This window comes from Palleronia caenipelagi (assembly GCF_007004065.1).
Taxonomy (GTDB): Bacteria; Pseudomonadota; Alphaproteobacteria; order Rhodobacterales; family Rhodobacteraceae; genus Palleronia; species Palleronia caenipelagi.
In genome coordinates this window covers 97,405-111,930 of the sequence record NZ_VFSV01000005.1, presented here as the reverse complement: position 1 = coordinate 111,930, position 14,526 = coordinate 97,405, and the positions used below count along the sequence as shown (strand labels likewise).

General features: G+C 58.6%; 15 protein-coding genes. 7 read left to right on the top strand and 8 right to left on the bottom strand.

Annotated features, from left to right (window positions below; genetic code table 11):
- Positions 1–12: 12 nt before the first annotated feature.
- Positions 13–1,920 (bottom strand): molecular chaperone DnaK, encoded by a 1,908-nt coding sequence (gene dnaK, locus FEV53_RS04290; RefSeq protein WP_142833584.1) that lies wholly within the window; start codon positions 1,918–1,920, stop codon positions 13–15.
- Between the two features lie 182 nt (positions 1,921–2,102).
- On the opposite strand from dnaK, the gene FEV53_RS04285 reads away from it, so the two are divergent.
- Complete coding sequence (locus FEV53_RS04285; protein ID WP_142833583.1) at positions 2,103–2,741, top strand: alpha-ketoglutarate-dependent dioxygenase AlkB family protein; 639 nt, start codon at positions 2,103–2,105, stop codon at positions 2,739–2,741.
- Here FEV53_RS04285 and FEV53_RS04280 read toward each other — a convergent pair.
- A complete protein-coding gene (locus tag FEV53_RS04280) occupies positions 2,701–3,519 on the bottom strand; it encodes an ABC transporter permease (RefSeq protein WP_142833582.1) in 819 nt (272 codons plus the stop codon). The genes FEV53_RS04285 and FEV53_RS04280 overlap by 41 nt on opposite strands.
- A 105-nt stretch (positions 3,520–3,624) precedes the next feature.
- Between FEV53_RS04280 and cysQ the strand changes: the two genes are divergently transcribed.
- From cysQ to FEV53_RS04250, 6 genes are all read left to right on the top strand, one after another.
- On the top strand, positions 3,625–4,434 hold the full coding sequence (gene cysQ / locus FEV53_RS04275; protein WP_425465472.1) for a 3'(2'),5'-bisphosphate nucleotidase CysQ: 810 nt from the start codon (positions 3,625–3,627) through the stop codon (positions 4,432–4,434).
- Between the two features lie 46 nt (positions 4,435–4,480).
- Positions 4,481–5,359 (top strand): UTP--glucose-1-phosphate uridylyltransferase GalU, encoded by an 879-nt coding sequence (gene galU / locus FEV53_RS04270; RefSeq protein WP_142833581.1) that lies wholly within the window; start codon positions 4,481–4,483, stop codon positions 5,357–5,359.
- Positions 5,360–5,435: 76 nt separating this feature from the next.
- Positions 5,436–6,416: a glycosyltransferase family 2 protein gene (locus FEV53_RS04265; RefSeq protein ID WP_142833580.1), complete on the top strand. Its 981-nt coding sequence runs from the start codon at positions 5,436–5,438 to the stop codon at positions 6,414–6,416.
- Positions 6,417–6,458: 42 nt separating this feature from the next.
- Positions 6,459–7,469, top strand: coding sequence for a glycosyltransferase family 2 protein (locus FEV53_RS04260; RefSeq protein ID WP_142833579.1), 1,011 nt, complete (start codon positions 6,459–6,461; stop codon positions 7,467–7,469).
- Positions 7,466–9,145 (top strand): DUF5927 domain-containing protein, encoded by a 1,680-nt coding sequence (locus tag FEV53_RS04255; protein WP_142833578.1) that lies wholly within the window; start codon positions 7,466–7,468, stop codon positions 9,143–9,145. The genes FEV53_RS04260 and FEV53_RS04255 overlap by 4 nt, the downstream gene beginning before the upstream one ends.
- Before the next feature lie 13 nt (positions 9,146–9,158).
- Complete coding sequence (locus FEV53_RS04250; protein WP_142833577.1) at positions 9,159–10,610, top strand: nodulation protein NodH; 1,452 nt, start codon at positions 9,159–9,161, stop codon at positions 10,608–10,610.
- Here the strand turns inward: FEV53_RS04250 and FEV53_RS04245 are convergent.
- From FEV53_RS04245 to FEV53_RS04220, 6 genes are all read right to left on the bottom strand, one after another.
- Positions 10,589–11,053: a PTS sugar transporter subunit IIA gene (locus FEV53_RS04245; RefSeq protein ID WP_142833576.1), complete on the bottom strand. Its 465-nt coding sequence runs from the start codon at positions 11,051–11,053 to the stop codon at positions 10,589–10,591. The genes FEV53_RS04250 and FEV53_RS04245 overlap by 22 nt on opposite strands.
- 50 nt (positions 11,054–11,103) lie before the next feature.
- Entirely contained in the window at positions 11,104–11,676 is a 573-nt protein-coding gene (hpf, locus tag FEV53_RS04240) for a ribosome hibernation-promoting factor, HPF/YfiA family (protein ID WP_142833575.1), read from the bottom strand.
- A 232-nt stretch (positions 11,677–11,908) separates the two neighbouring features.
- Entirely contained in the window at positions 11,909–12,655 is a 747-nt protein-coding gene (gene lptB, locus FEV53_RS04235; protein ID WP_142833574.1) for an LPS export ABC transporter ATP-binding protein, read from the bottom strand.
- A complete protein-coding gene (gene lptA / locus FEV53_RS04230; RefSeq protein WP_142833639.1) occupies positions 12,655–13,140 on the bottom strand; it encodes a lipopolysaccharide transport periplasmic protein LptA in 486 nt (161 codons plus the stop codon). The genes lptB and lptA overlap by 1 nt, the downstream gene beginning before the upstream one ends.
- Complete coding sequence (gene lptC, locus FEV53_RS04225; protein WP_142833573.1) at positions 13,140–13,775, bottom strand: LPS export ABC transporter periplasmic protein LptC; 636 nt, start codon at positions 13,773–13,775, stop codon at positions 13,140–13,142. The genes lptA and lptC overlap by 1 nt, the downstream gene beginning before the upstream one ends.
- A 26-nt stretch (positions 13,776–13,801) precedes the next feature.
- Positions 13,802–14,413 carry a ribonuclease D gene (locus FEV53_RS04220; RefSeq protein ID WP_142833572.1) on the bottom strand — a complete coding sequence of 204 codons (612 nt, stop codon included), beginning with the start codon at positions 14,411–14,413 and terminating at the stop codon, positions 13,802–13,804.
- Positions 14,414–14,526: the final 113 nt, after the last annotated feature.

Sequence of the window (14,526 nt, the reverse complement as noted above, 5' to 3'; positions counted from 1 at the left end):
TCAGGCGTCCGATCAGGAAGCGCGCTTGTTGTCGTCGAGATCCTCGAAGTCGGCATCGACGATGCCTTCATCATCGGAGGCCTCGTCAGCAGCGGCAACGTCGTCGCCCTCGTCCTGGCTCGCCTTGTAGATGGCTTCGCCCAGCTTCATGGACGCTTCGGTCACGTTCTGGATGCCGGACTTGATTTTGCCCGCGTCTTCGGTCTCGAGCTGCTCCTGCAGGTTGGCAATTGCCAGCTCAATGGCCTCGACGGTGGTCGGGTCGACCTTGTCCTTATGCTCTTCCAGGGCCTTCTCGGTCGAGTGGATCAGGCTTTCGGCCTGGTTCTTCGCTTCGACCAGCTCCCGACGCTGCTTGTCCGCATCGGCGTTGGCTTCGGCGTCCTTCACCATCTTTTCAATGTCCTCGTCGGAGAGACCGCCCGAAGCCTGAATGGTGATCTTCTGCTCTTTGCCGGTACCCTTGTCGGAGGCGGCGACGGAGACGATGCCGTTGGCGTCGATGTCAAAGGTCACCTCGATCTGCGGCATGCCGCGCGGCGCCGGGGGGATGTCCTCGAGGTTGAACTGACCGAGCATCTTGTTGTCGGCCGCCATCTCGCGCTCACCTTGGAAGACCCGGATCGTCACGGCGTTCTGGTTGTCCTCGGCGGTGGAGAAGATCTGGCTCTTCTTCGTCGGGATGGTGGTGTTGCGGTCGATCAGGCGGGTGAATACGCCACCCAGCGTTTCGATGCCCAGCGACAGCGGGGTCACGTCGAGCAGCACCACGTCCTTCACGTCGCCCTGAAGCACACCGGCCTGAATGGCCGCGCCCAGCGCCACAACCTCGTCGGGGTTTACACCCTTATGGGGCTCTTTGCCAAAGAACTTCGTCACTTCTTCGATCACGCGGGGCATACGGGTCATACCGCCGACCAGAACGATCTCGTCGATATCGTCGGTCTTCAGACCTGCATCCTTCAGCGCGGCCTGGCAGGGCTTGATGGATGCCTTGATCAGGTCGCCCACGAGGCTCTCAAGCTTCGCACGGGTCAGCTTCAGCACGAGGTGCAGCGGCTGGCCGTTGGCGCCCATGGAGATGAAGGGCTGGTTGATCTCGGTCTGGCTGGAGCTGGACAGTTCGATCTTGGCCTTTTCCGCAGCTTCTTTCAGACGCTGCAGGGCCATCTTGTCCTGACGCAGGTCAGCGCCGTGCTCTTTCTTGAACTCGTCGGCGAGGTAATCGACGATCCGCATGTCGAAATCTTCGCCACCGAGGAAGGTGTCGCCGTTGGTGGACTTCACCTCAAAGAGACCGTCATCAATCTCCAGAATGGTGATGTCGAAGGTACCGCCGCCGAGATCATAGACCGCGATGGTGCGCGTCTCTTTCTTATCGAGACCATAGGCCAGAGCGGCGGCCGTGGGCTCGTTGATGATGCGCAGCACTTCGAGACCGGCGATCTTGCCGGCGTCTTTGGTGGCCTGACGCTGCTGGTCGTTGAAATAGGCCGGAACAGTGATGACCGCCTGAGTCACGTCCTCGCCCAGATAGCTCTCGGCGGTTTCCTTCATCTTTTGCAGGATAAAGGCGGAGATCTGCGACGGAGAATACTTCTCACCGCGCGATTCAACCCACGCGTCACCCTGACCACCGTCGACGATGGAATAGGGGAGGTTCTTCTTGTCCTTCTCCAGCGCCGGGTCTGCATAACGACGACCGATCAGACGCTTTACCGCAAAAACAGTGTTTTCGGAGTTCGTGACGGCCTGACGCTTCGCGGCCTGCCCGACGAGACGCTCATCCTCGGTGAACGCGACGATCGAGGGGGTCGTGCGCGCGCCTTCGGAGTTTTCGATCACCCGGGGCTGGCTACCATCCATGATGGCGACGCAGCTGTTGGTCGTGCCGAGGTCGATACCGATGACTTTGCCCATGTAATAATCCTTCTCTTGGCGATGTCTCTGCAGGCAGACCCGTTTGCGGCACCTGCCCGCCTATCCCTAAGTTGCCCGGAGTTTTACGCCATCCGGTGGCGTCGCAGGGTATATAGGGAGGCGGAAATGCCGCTGCAATCCCGTCAGAGCGGTGTCTTTGACAGGAAATTCGGAGAAATGGTGTGAAAATTGAGATACGAGGGGTGCGGATCCTGATCGGGGCGCTTGATCAGCAGGCACAGGCGGCGCTGGTCGAGGATCTACGGCAGGTGGCTGCTGTCGCTCCGTTCTTTCAGCCTGAGACCCGTCGTGGGGGAAAACTGAGCGTCCGCATGACCTCTGCCGGGTCTGTCGGCTGGGTTAGCGACCGGCGCGGCTACCGGTATGACCCGAGGCACCCCGGCGGTGGGGAATGGCCCGCGATCCCGACGCGACTGTTGGATCTGTGGGTAGAGCACGCCCGTTCCGAGGTTCTGCCCGACACGTGTCTGGTCAATTACTATGGCGAAGACGCGCGGATGGGTCTGCATCAGGATCGTGACGAAGCGGATCTGACGCAGCCGGTGTTATCGGTTTCGCTGGGTGACTATGCGCTATTCAGGATCGGTAATGTGGAGCGCGGCGGCCCGACCGAAAGCCTCTGGCTGCGCTCTGGCGACATCGCGATACTCGAAGGCCCGGCGCGTCTGATCCACCATGGAATCGATAAAATCCGCTTCGGATCTTCCGGATTGCTGTCCCGAGGTGGACGCATAAACTGTACGCTACGCGTTGCCGGAATTAGCCCTTCGTCCAGCTCAGCGACCTATGCTGGCGGGTAAAGAATTCACCCATGAGGCCTATGACGATCAAAATGACGCACACCGTCAGAGCATACTCCCAACTCGATTTGTGCGGGAAATAGTTTATGAAGGCAAATCCCCGGGCCTGATCAATCGTGTGAAAGAGGGGATTCCAGTCGAACATCCGGATCATCTCGGGCGGCAGCGCATTTGCAACGAACATCTTGCCGGAGGTCACCATCTGCGCCCTCTGGTAAATCGTTCTGAACTTCGTGACCAGAGTTGGGACCCATGGTTGCAAGGCGTTCAACAGAATTCCGACAGCGATGCCGAAAAACCAAGCCAGAACCAGCATGCAGAATGTCCCCCACCAGTCATAGATGGTGAAATGGCTGAAACCGACGTAGTAGACGATGAGAATCGCGGTGACTGACAGGACCTGATTGTAGAGCGAAGACAAGGCGGCGGAAAAGATCATCACCGCTGCTGTAAGCGGGGCGTGCTGGGCCAATCCACCATTTGATGCACCTGCCCCGCCCATCGAACTGACGGCAGAGATGTGGGTAATGTATAGGAAGATGCCCGTCATTACATAGATCATGTAATCGCCGCGAATGGCCGAGCCGCGCATGCCGAGAATATAATAGAGGGTCATGAATGCCGCGACCATAATCAGCGCGCGGGTGATGTTGTTGATAAGTGACCAGATAGCGCTCGCTTTGCCACCGCGGACCGAACGTGCAGTCATGTGATATGTCAGCATCAGGACGTTGAAAGCCCCGGTGAGGTTGCCTGTCGGCCGTGTCGGCGTAAACATGATGACGGTCCTGCGGATGCGCGGAGTTGCGCCTTTAGAGACGCATACACGCTTGACCTTTGTGGTGGAAGCCTGCCATCGCTGCGCCCGGTTACAAACTCGTGAATGAAAGGGCTTACCGTGGATTACTCGAAGCTCACCGACGTGATGCGCAAACTCGCTTTGGAAGGCGGGGCGGCGATCATGGAAATCTATGACCAGAGCGATATCGAAGTCCGCGACAAAGCCGATGACAGTCCGGTGACACAAGCCGATGAGGCGGCAGACCGCCTGATTTCCGCCGGTCTGCGTGCCGCTTTCCCGGATGTTCCGCTGGTTACAGAAGAGCAGGCGGAGAGCCATGATCAGCAGGTTGAGACTTTCCTGATTGTGGATCCTTTGGACGGCACCAAAGAGTTCATTCAGCGGCGTGGCGATTTCACTGTGAACATTGCGTATGTGAAGAACGGGGTTCCGGTGCGCGGTGTGGTCTATGCGCCCGCCAAAGGTCGGCTCTTTTATACCGACGAGACGGGTGCATCGGTCGAGGAAAGCGGTGATTTCTCCGTTGACCAGCGTGGTCCCGTGACGCCGTTGAACGTGCGCAACTCTGACAATTCCGGACTTTTGGTTGTCGCGTCGAAATCGCATCGCGATCAGGCAACGGACGACTATATCTCCAAATACGCCGTGGATGACATGAAGAGTGCCGGATCGTCCCTGAAATTCTGTCTGGTTGCGACCGGAGAGGCGGACCTTTACCCGCGCCTGGGCCGCACGATGGAGTGGGACACAGCGGCGGGTCATGCAGTTCTGGCGGGGGCTGGCGGTGAGGTTGTGCGTTTTGACGATCGCTCGCCGCTTGTCTATGGAAAAGAAAATTTTGCTAACCCGTTCTTCATCGCCTGCACTCCAACTGTTGAGTTGAAGGCGTGAGGTTCTCAGGGGAGAGCTGTCGGCGAATGTGTGGAGAGTTGATCTGATGACGAAACGAGTCACGAAGGCCGTCCTTCCGATTGCAGGGCAGGGGACCCGTTTCCTCCCTGCGACGAAGTCGATGCCAAAGGAAATGCTCACCCTCGTGGATCGTCCGTTGATCCAGTACGCAATCGATGAGGCGCGTGCGGCAGGGATTACCGAGTTCATTTTTATCACTGCGCGCGGCAAAGGCGCTTTGGTTGATTACTTCGACCGAGCGCCGGAATTGGAGAATTCGCTAAAAGCGAAGAACAAAACAGACCTTCTCGAAGAGCTCGCGCGCACTGATATCGGGTCTGGCTCCATTGCAACTGTGCGCCAGCAGAGTGCCAAAGGTCTGGGCCACGCGGTCTGGTGCGCGCATCGGCTGATCGGGGACGAGCCCTTTGCGGTGATCCTGCCCGATGATGTGATTGATGCTGATGTGCCCGTGCTGAAGCAAATGGTTGATGCCCATGAGCAGACTGGCGGTTGCATGGTGGCAGCCATGGAAGTCTCTGATCAGGAGACGTGCAAATACGGCATTATCGATCCAGGTCAGGCGCAGGGCAGTGCCGTGCAGGTGCGCGGCATGGTCGAAAAGCCGGCTGCGGGTACGGCACCGTCCAATATGGCTGTGATTGGTCGGTATATCTTAACCCCGGAGGTCCTTTCGGCGCTGGACGCCCACGAGGTTGGTGCCGGAGGCGAGATTCAGCTCACAGACGCGATTGCCAAACAGATCAGCACCGAGGCCGGTGTCTGGGGCCTGAAATTTGACGGCCAGCGCTACGATTGCGGTGCCAAGCTCGGTTACTTGCAAGCCACGGTCGCCTATGGGTTGAAGCACCGGGAATTGAAGGACGATTTCCGCACTTATCTCGCTGATCTGGATCTCGACTGATCGCATGGTGCCCGGTCTTTACGAACGTGCCGGCGGACCGGGCGCTCGGCTTCGCAATCTGGGTGCAGCCTATGGAATGCGCCGCCGCCGCCGTCGTTTGCTCGGTCGGGCATTTCTGAAACGGCGTCAACTCAGGGCCGTGGTCGATCGGACCCCCACGCTCGGGCCGGATGACATTCTTGCTTTTGCGACAGTCCGGAACGAGGCCGACCGTCTGCCGTGGTTTCTTGATCACCATCGGCGGCTGGGCGTGACCCATTTTATCTTCGTGGACAATGACAGCGATGACGGGACAGGGGCGTTCCTGTCAGATCAACCCGATTGCTCTGTCTGGCACACCTCGCACTCCTACAAGCTGTCGCGCTTTGGTCTCGACTGGATCACATGGCTGATGATCCGGCACGGCCATGGCCGCTGGTGTCTGGTGCTCGACGCAGATGAGCTGTTCATTTATCCGCACTGGCCGACACGCCCTTTGTCGGCGCTGACCGAGCGGCTCGATCAGACCGGAACTCCGATGATGGGCGCGTTGATGCTGGACCTCTATCCGCAGGGTCCGGTGGGAGATACCGCGTATCGACCTCGGCAGGATCCGCTGGAGATCTTAACCCATTTCGACGCAGGCAATTACTCGATTCAGGTTCAGCGGCCTATGAAAAACCTCTGGGTGCAGGGGGGGGCACGGGCGCGGGCGTTTTTCGGGGATGAGCCGCGCCGGGCTCCGACGCTTCAGAAGGTGCCGTTGGTGCGCTGGCATTGGCGGTACGTCTACGTCAATTCGACGCACGCGCTCCTGCCGCCCCGACTGAACCGGATTTACGGCGAAGGCGAGACCCTGTCTGGCGTGCTGCTGCACACGAAATTCCTCGACAGCATCGTCAAACGCTCGGCCGAAGAGCGGCTGCGGCAAGAACATTTTGCAAATTCAGACCTGTACAACTCTTATTACGAGAGTCTTACTCAGAACCCATCGCTTTGGTGCGAGGCGTCCACACCCTATCGCGGCTGGCGGGCGTTGGAGGGGCTGGGGGTTATGTCGCGGGGCGATTGGGTCTAACGTGAATTGTGTAATGAATGAACGGTGTCAGAGAGGTTCACCTTGGGACTGCTGAGATCTTGGCGCATGGGCTCGAAACGCCGCCGTCTCTACATCCGCGCCATTCGCAAGCGCCGGGAGTTGAAAGCCCACAACGTCGACAGGGATCTGATCCGCTCCTCCCGTGTGGTCATCATATGCGTTTTGCGTAACGAATTTGTTCGCTTGCCCTATTTCCTTGAATATTATCGGAAGCTCGGCGTCGAACATTTCCTGTTTGTGGATAATGACAGCACGGACGGCAGTCGCGAGTATCTCTCTCGCCAACCCGATTGCTCCGTATGGATGACGAAGGCCAGCTATAATAAGTCACGCTTCGGCGTGGATTGGGTGAACTGGCTGGCCCGTCGTTATTGCCTCGGAAGATGGGTGCTCTGCGTCGACGCCGACGAGTTCTTCGTCTATCCGTTCTGCGACACCCGGGGGATCGGCGCGTTGACTGACTGGCTGGACAGCTCGGACATCCGTTCTTTTGGCGCGATGATCCTGGATATGTACCCCCAGGCGGCCATGTCCTCGCAGCCCTATCAGGCTGGGGATAATCCGTTCCGGGTGGCGGAGTGGTTTGACCCCGGGAACTACACAATGACGCGAAACTGGCAGTATGGGTCTCTCTGGATTCAGGGAGGCCCCCGCGGGCGCGTGTTCTTCCGAGACAGCCCGCGTGAAGCTCCCGCGCTCAACAAGGTGCCCTTGGTGAAATGGGGGCGTGGCAACGTCTTCGTGTCATCGACCCATATGATGCTGCCTCGGGGGCTGAACCTTGTGTTTGATGATATTGGCGGGGAGAAGGCCTGTGGCGTTCTCCTCCATGCCAAGTTCATCCACACCATAGCGGATCGCGCTGCAGAAGAGGCCCAGCGCCGGGAGCATTATCGCGCCGGGCGAGAATATGTGGCTTATACCGAGGGATTACAGGCCGGGCAGAGCCTCTGGTGTCCGCAATCAGAGCGTTACATCAACTGGCGTCAGCTTGAGCTGCTCGGCCTGATGTCGAAGGGAAACTGGGCATGAGGCTTGGCATTGTCATGTTGTGCCATTCGGCGCTGGACCGGGCCGCGCAGGTTGTGCGGCACTGGTCGGACAATGGCTGTCCTGTGGTGATCCACGTGGATCGCAAAGTCCCTGAGGATGTCTACGCCCGGTTTGTGGACAAGATCGGTGACCTGCCCGATGTGGCGGTTTGTGATCGCATCCAGTGTAATTGGGGCGATTGGTCTCTGGTCGAAGCGACCCAGCTCGCGGCATCGGAGCTGCTTGGGACATTTCCAAACCTTGACTACGTGCTCCTGACCTCTGGGACCTGCTTGCCTCTGCGGCCCGTTCCGGAGTTGACGACGTACCTCGAGGATCACCGGGGGGTGAATTTTATCGAGAGTGTGACCTGTGAGGAGGTCCCGTGGATCCAGGGCGGGCTCGGGCATGAACGGTTCACTCTGCGCTTTCCTTTCTCGTGGAAGAGGACGAAGCGCCTGTTTGATGCATTCGTCGCGCTGCAGCGCCGTGTCGGGTACAAAAGAAAAATCCCGAGCGGGCTCGTTCCTCATATGGGGTCCCAGTGGTGGTGCCTCGTGCGTGAAGATCTGGAAGCTATCCTCAACCATCATCGTCGCGCCGAGTTCGACCGCTATTTCAAGGGCGTCTGGATCCCCGATGAGAGCTACTTCCAGACCTTGATCCGTCAGGTCTCCGACAGAATCGAAAGTCGGTCGCTGACGCTGGCCAAATTCGACTTTCAGGGGCGTCCGCACCTGTTCTACGATGATCATCTGGAATTGTTGCGGCGTTCAAAATGCTTCCTTGTCCGGAAGGTCTGGCCCCAGGCTGACAAGCTGTATGACACGTTCCTGTCGGGTGATAATACCAGTTGGGGTGATGACGAACCCGAGCCTGGACGGATCGCCCGGATATGCTCTTCGGCACTTGAGCGTCGGGTGCGAGGTCGCCCTGGCCTCTATATGGTGGGACGGTTCCCGCGCAATGACTCCGAATTCATCCGCACCAGCGCGCGCTACGCTGTTTTTGAAGGCTTCGGCGATTTGTTTGAGAATTTCCCCGGCTGGATCGAACGTCGCACGGGATTTCGCTGCCATGGGCATCTGTTTGCACCGGAACGGGCTGAATTTGCGGATGGGGCGAAGCTCGTTTCGGGCGCCCTCTCGGACAATGCAAAGCTCCGAGACTACAACGCGACCGGCTTTCTGACCAATCTTCTATGGAACACGCGAGGTCGCCGACAGGCTTTCCTGTACGGGCCGCGGGACACCAAAGGTGTTGGCGGCTTCATCGCTTCGGATGTGAATGCCGATGTGGTGGTTCTCACCGGTGCGTGGGCCGTGCGTCTGTTCTGCGAAAATCTGCCATTTGCGGAAGCACGCCGGCGGGCCGCCGAGTTGCAGCAGCGTGAGGCTGACCATTTAAAAGAATTGCGGCAATCCTGGGCGCGGGCACGGGTGCAGGTCTGGTCTCTGGCCGATTTTCTGCGCAATCCTTCGGATAATCTGGATAACATTATCAATGATATCTCGCCTGCGCCGAGCCGGTCCGTTCTGCAGTTGCCACCTATGGTCGATCTGCGGGGGTTCCGCCAGTTTCTGCAAAATCTCAAGAACGAGGGCATGGACCCTTATCTCGTAGGCGATCTGCCACCATCGCAGGAGTTGCGGGCGAGCAATCCTGCGATGCCGTAAAAAGGACATTCACATGACGGCGCCGTTCGACAAATTCATCATCCTCGCGGAGATGCGGACCGGGTCGAATTTCTTCGAGGCCAATCTCAATCAGGCCGCGGGGGTTCGCTCCTTTGGGGAGATGTTCAACCCGGCTTTCATCGGAGGTGCGGCCAAGAACACCTTCGGAGCCGTGACGATGGCCGAGCGCGATGCAGACCCGCAGGTCTTGCTCGACGCGATGGCGGCGGAGGCGCAGGGTCTCTGGGGATATCGCTTCTTTCACGATCATGACCCGCGCGTTTTGCGTTTGGCGCTTGAGGACCGGCGCTGTGCCAAGATCATTCTGACCCGTAATCTGCTGGAGAGCTATGTCAGTCTCAAGATCGCACGGGTGACTGACCAGTGGCGTCTGAATGACGCAAAGGGAGCAAAGACAGCGCGGATCCGCTTTGATTTGCAGGAATTCTCGGATCATCTCGAAGTCAGGCTGGCGCACCAGGAAACAATCCGGCGGGCCTTGCAAACCAGCGGACAAACTCCGTTTTTGATTGATTACCGCGATGTCGGAAACCTTGAGGTGTTGAACGGTCTTTTGACCTGGCTGGGATGCGAGGAACCACTGCAACGACTGTCCCGGTCAACCAAAGTGCAAAATCCCGGCGAGTTGCGGGATAAAGTGGAGAATTTTGACGAGATGGTTGAGGCGCTGGGCACGCTCGACCAGTTCTCACTGTTCCGCACCCCGAGTTTTGAGCCCGCGCGGGGGCCGCAGGTCTCGCGCCATGTCACGGCGGCTCAGGCGCCGCTGATCTATCTGCCTGTTGCCGGTGGCCCCAAAACATCTGTCGAGCGCTGGATGGCCGCGCTGGATGGGGTGGACATCGCAGATTTAGGGCGGGATCTGTCACAAAAAGATGTCCGCAAGTGGCTGCGCAAAACGAGAAACCGGCGGGCGTTTACGATCTTGAGACACCCGGTTGATCGACTGTATCGCGTCTTTTGCCTCAGAATTCTGTATCCTGGTCCGGACTGTTTTGAGGATATTCGCGAAACGCTTCGCAGCAAGTATGATGTGCCGATTCCGGAGGGCGAACCCGATGACAGCTTTGACGCGGCTGCCTGCCGGGCTGCGTTTAAAGCCTTCGTCGTTTTTGTCAGTGGCAATATCGCAGGCCAGACCAGCATTCGCATCGATACCGACTGGGCCAGTCAGACCGGGCTGCTGCAGGGAATGGCTCAGTTTTTGCTGCCTGATGCGATTATTCGCGATGACGAAGCCGCGCAAAAGCTACCGGAGTTGCTGCCGTCGAACTGGGGAGATACGCCAACATATCAGGCTGGGGAAACAGCGGGCGACATAGCGTTGGCAGAGATCTATGACGACGAGATCGAGCAGGCTGTGCAAACCGTCTATCGCCGGGATTACGTGATGTTCGGCTTTGGTAAATGGAAGGCGGGATCTCAGGCCGCTCGGACGGCCTGAGATTGGGTCAATAGCGCGTGAATTGCAGCGGGTTCATTGTTGCTGCGCAACGCGTTGCAGAGATCCGCGTCTCTCATTCGCCGTGACACAGCGGCCAGCGCTTTGAGGTGCTGGACGCCGTCATCCTCAGGGGCAAACAGGGCGCAGATCAGATCCACCGGTTTGCGATCAGGGGCGCGGAAATCCACGCCATGCTCAAGCTTCACGAACGCCCCGCACATCCGGGACAGACCCGGTAGCCTTGCGTGGGGAAGGGCAACGCCGCGCCCGACACCCGTTGGCCCAAGTGTTTCACGCTCAATCAGAGCGCGCGCAACGGCATCGGAGTCCAGTCCGTAAACGTCCTGAGCCATCTCAGCGAGAAGCTGCAAAACGCGCTTCTTGCTGGTTGTGCGCGAGATAGTTTTCACGCCCTCAGGGGCGATCAACTCGGACAGTAACATGAGCAATCCTGATCGATAGTCGGCGAAGTCAGGGACAAAGAACCGGAGATCTACCCTTGGGGGTCGATCCAGCCGATATTTCCATCATCCCGTCGGTAAACCACGTTTACTCCGTTCGCCTGTTTTTCGTTTCGAAACACCAGCACCGGAGCGCCTGCGAGTTCCATTTGCATAACCGCCTCACCGACTGACAGCGAGGGGATGCGTGTCTCCATCTCAGCTACGATGATCGGCTGCAAGCTCTCGGGCTCGTTGTCATGCGCCTCATCGTTTCCCGCGATAACATACGACGCTGCGCCGGAAACTTCAACCGGTTCGGCCCGCTCCTTATGGTGGTCCTTCAACCGGCGCTTGTAGCGGCGAAGCTGCTTTTCCATTTTTTCAACGGCGGCATCACAGGCCGCGTAGATCTCATGCTCTTTCGCTTTGGCCTGCACGGTCAGTCCGGTGGACAGATGAACAACCGCCTCGCAGGCATAGGCCGGGCCGTCCTTGGAGAACACCACGAGCGCATCGGTCGGTCGGCCTGCGTATTTGCTGATCGCAGCCTCAATTTCGGTCTGCACATGGGTTTGCAGAGCCTCGCCGATATCAATCTGTTTCCCACTGATCTGGTAGCGCATACTCGATTCTCCTCTCTGGGAATCACGACCATCGACCACTGCGAGCGGCAGTAATCTCGGGGCGTGGGTAGAAAGCGGTGGTGTTTTGGCCGGATTGAGGATGTTTGTTCAAATCCTTGTTAGAATTTGATTTTCCTTCAAAATGTAACTGCAAAAACATCCACTGCATGGCCCCATTTGGCGCCCATTTACCCGCCGCTGTCAAGCGGATCTGACCAAAAGAGTAGGGGCGTTACAGGTTGAAATTCGAACCCAGATAAACGCGCTGTACGTCGGGGTCAGCGATGACTTCATCGCTGCTGCCGCTCATCAGCACGTGACCGTCGTGAAGGATATAGGCACGATCGACGATCATCAGCGTTTCCCGAACGTTGTGATCGGTGATCAGAACACCAAGCCCGCGCCGTGTGAGGCTGGACACCAGATTCCGGATATCGCCAACCGCGATCGGGTCGACACCCGCAAAAGGTTCATCAAGAAGCAGATAGCGCGGATTTGCGGCAAGGCAGCGGGCGATCTCGACCCGGCGCCGTTCTCCGCCTGAGAGCGCCACGGCGGGCGTATCTCGTAAATGATCTATGGAAAACTCGTCCAACAGCGATTCGAGCCGGTCATTCCGGGTTTGTGCACTGCGCTCGGAAATCTCAAGGATGGCGCGGATGTTCTGCTCGACCGTCAGCCCCCGAAAGATCGAGTTCTCCTGCGGAAGATAGCCAATGCCCATCCTAGCGCGGCGGTACATGGGCAGTCCGGTCACCTCCTGACCATCGATGCTGACCCGTCCGCCGTCGGGAGGAACCAAACCGGCGATGGCGTAGAAACATGTTGTCTTGCCCGACCCGTTCGGTCCAAGCAACGCCACCACTTCGCCCGTCTTCAGATGCAGGCTGACATCGCGGATGACAGGCCGCTTGTTGTAGCTCTTGGCGAGGTGCTGCGTGACGAGACCTTGCCCTGCCGGTTCATCCGTCTTTTGCATCACTGCCCGGACTTCGTCTGAAAAACTGTGCGGACGCGGCCCGACATCTGGCCCGTGCCGGTCTCCAGATTGATGGTCAGTTTTTCTCCGGCGAGTGCCGTATCGCCTTGGGTCAAAAGGACGTCACCCGTCATCACCACCTCGCCTGTGTCGATAACGTAGGTCGCGGCCCGGGATTCGGCGGCTTCCTCAGGCGTGATAAGAGTGACAGAGCCGTTGGCTGTGAGCTTCTCGATCCGCCCCTGCGCGCCGCCGGTGGCGTAGTCTACGAGGATCCGGTCTGCCGAGAGTTTCATATCACCCTGAGTGACGAGAACATCACCGATAAAGGTTGCTTGTCCGTCCGTCTGGTTGACCTGCAACTCGTTGGCCACGACCTCGACAGGTGCGGAGGTGTCCTGTGTCAACCCGCCAAGCGAAATCCCGGTCCCCTGCGCCAAAACCGGTGATGCGCAACAAAGGCACAAGGCGAAGAGTCGAAGCATCATTTGTCGGTTTCCCTTCCAGCGGTTGCGGGTTGGTATAGCACCCTGACCCCATTCGTGAATATCACAAGTGGCGTCCCCTGCACCCGCGTGACCTTCAGGCCACCGGCGTCGATCCGTCCCGGGGGGCCAAAGCCAATTATGTCCTGATCCGAGGTCAGGTCCAGCGTCGTCAGGTCGACCAGCAGTGTCTCGCCTTCGATCAGATAGCCATGGGAGTCGCGAACCAGAACGCCGCCTGTTAGGCGGAGCTGATTTTGGCGCTCCAGCAGCCGCCCCGTTTTTGCGGTCAAGGCGATCGGATTTCCGCTGACTCCATCCCACTCACCCGCAATCTCATTGGCCTCAATGGTGTAGGGGCCTTCGGCATTGGGCCAAGCCTCGGCTGCCGACAGATTTATGGCGGCGCCGTTGCTCCCCACGCCGGTATAACTCGGCTTTGCCACACGGCCCTCGGTCAGGATGCGGTCGATCTCGATTTCGGAGAATGGCAAACTGGAGCCCTGATCGCGCTTGTCCGAGAACAGAAACATTGTCGACAGCAGGATCACGGCGATGAGCGGAAACAGGATTTTCAGTCTCGCCACCCAGCGGGAATGGCGATTGTCGAAATGCCGGGGTTGGGACATGCTCATATGCAATCCTCTGCCTGATGGCCCGGTCAGTGGGCGAAGATGTCCTGTTCCGGCCAGCCTTCGAGATCAAGCTGCGCACGCATGGGCAGGAAGCCAAAGCACGCTTGCGCCATCTCGGTCCGTCCTTCGCGTTCGAGACGTTCGTCAAGTTTTTCGCGCAGCGCATGGAGATGCAGAACGTCGGAGGCCGCATAATCGATCTGCGCCGTGCTCAGGGTTTCTGCGCCCCAGTCGGACTGCTGCTGGTATTTCGAAATATCTACCCCGAGCAATTCTGTCAGGAGCTGCTTCAGCCCGTGACGGTCCGTGTAGGTGCGCACCAGCTTTGAGGCGATTTTCGTACAGTAAACCGGCGCGGTGACGACGCCGAATGTGTGCAGCAACGCGGCGATGTCGAACCGGCCGAAGTGGAACAGTTTCAACACGTTGGGATCGGCTAGCATGCGTGTCAGGTTGGGAGCCTCAGTCTGCCCCTTGGCCACCTGCACGAGATGGGCGTTGCCGTCCCCGGAGGACATCTGGACGACGCATAGCCTGTCCCGGTGGGGGTTCAGGCCCATGGTCTCGCAGTCGATGGCGACAACCGGACCCAGATCGAGGGTCGAGGGCAGATCGCCCTCGTATACGAAATTCGTCATAGCGCTTCCTTTGTTGCGCAATGCCTAGCTGCTTTGATCGGTTCCGTCCACGCTCTGGCGGCGAAGACCGCCAGAACCTGTCGCGGGGGGGTGGACTTCCGGTTGGAATACAT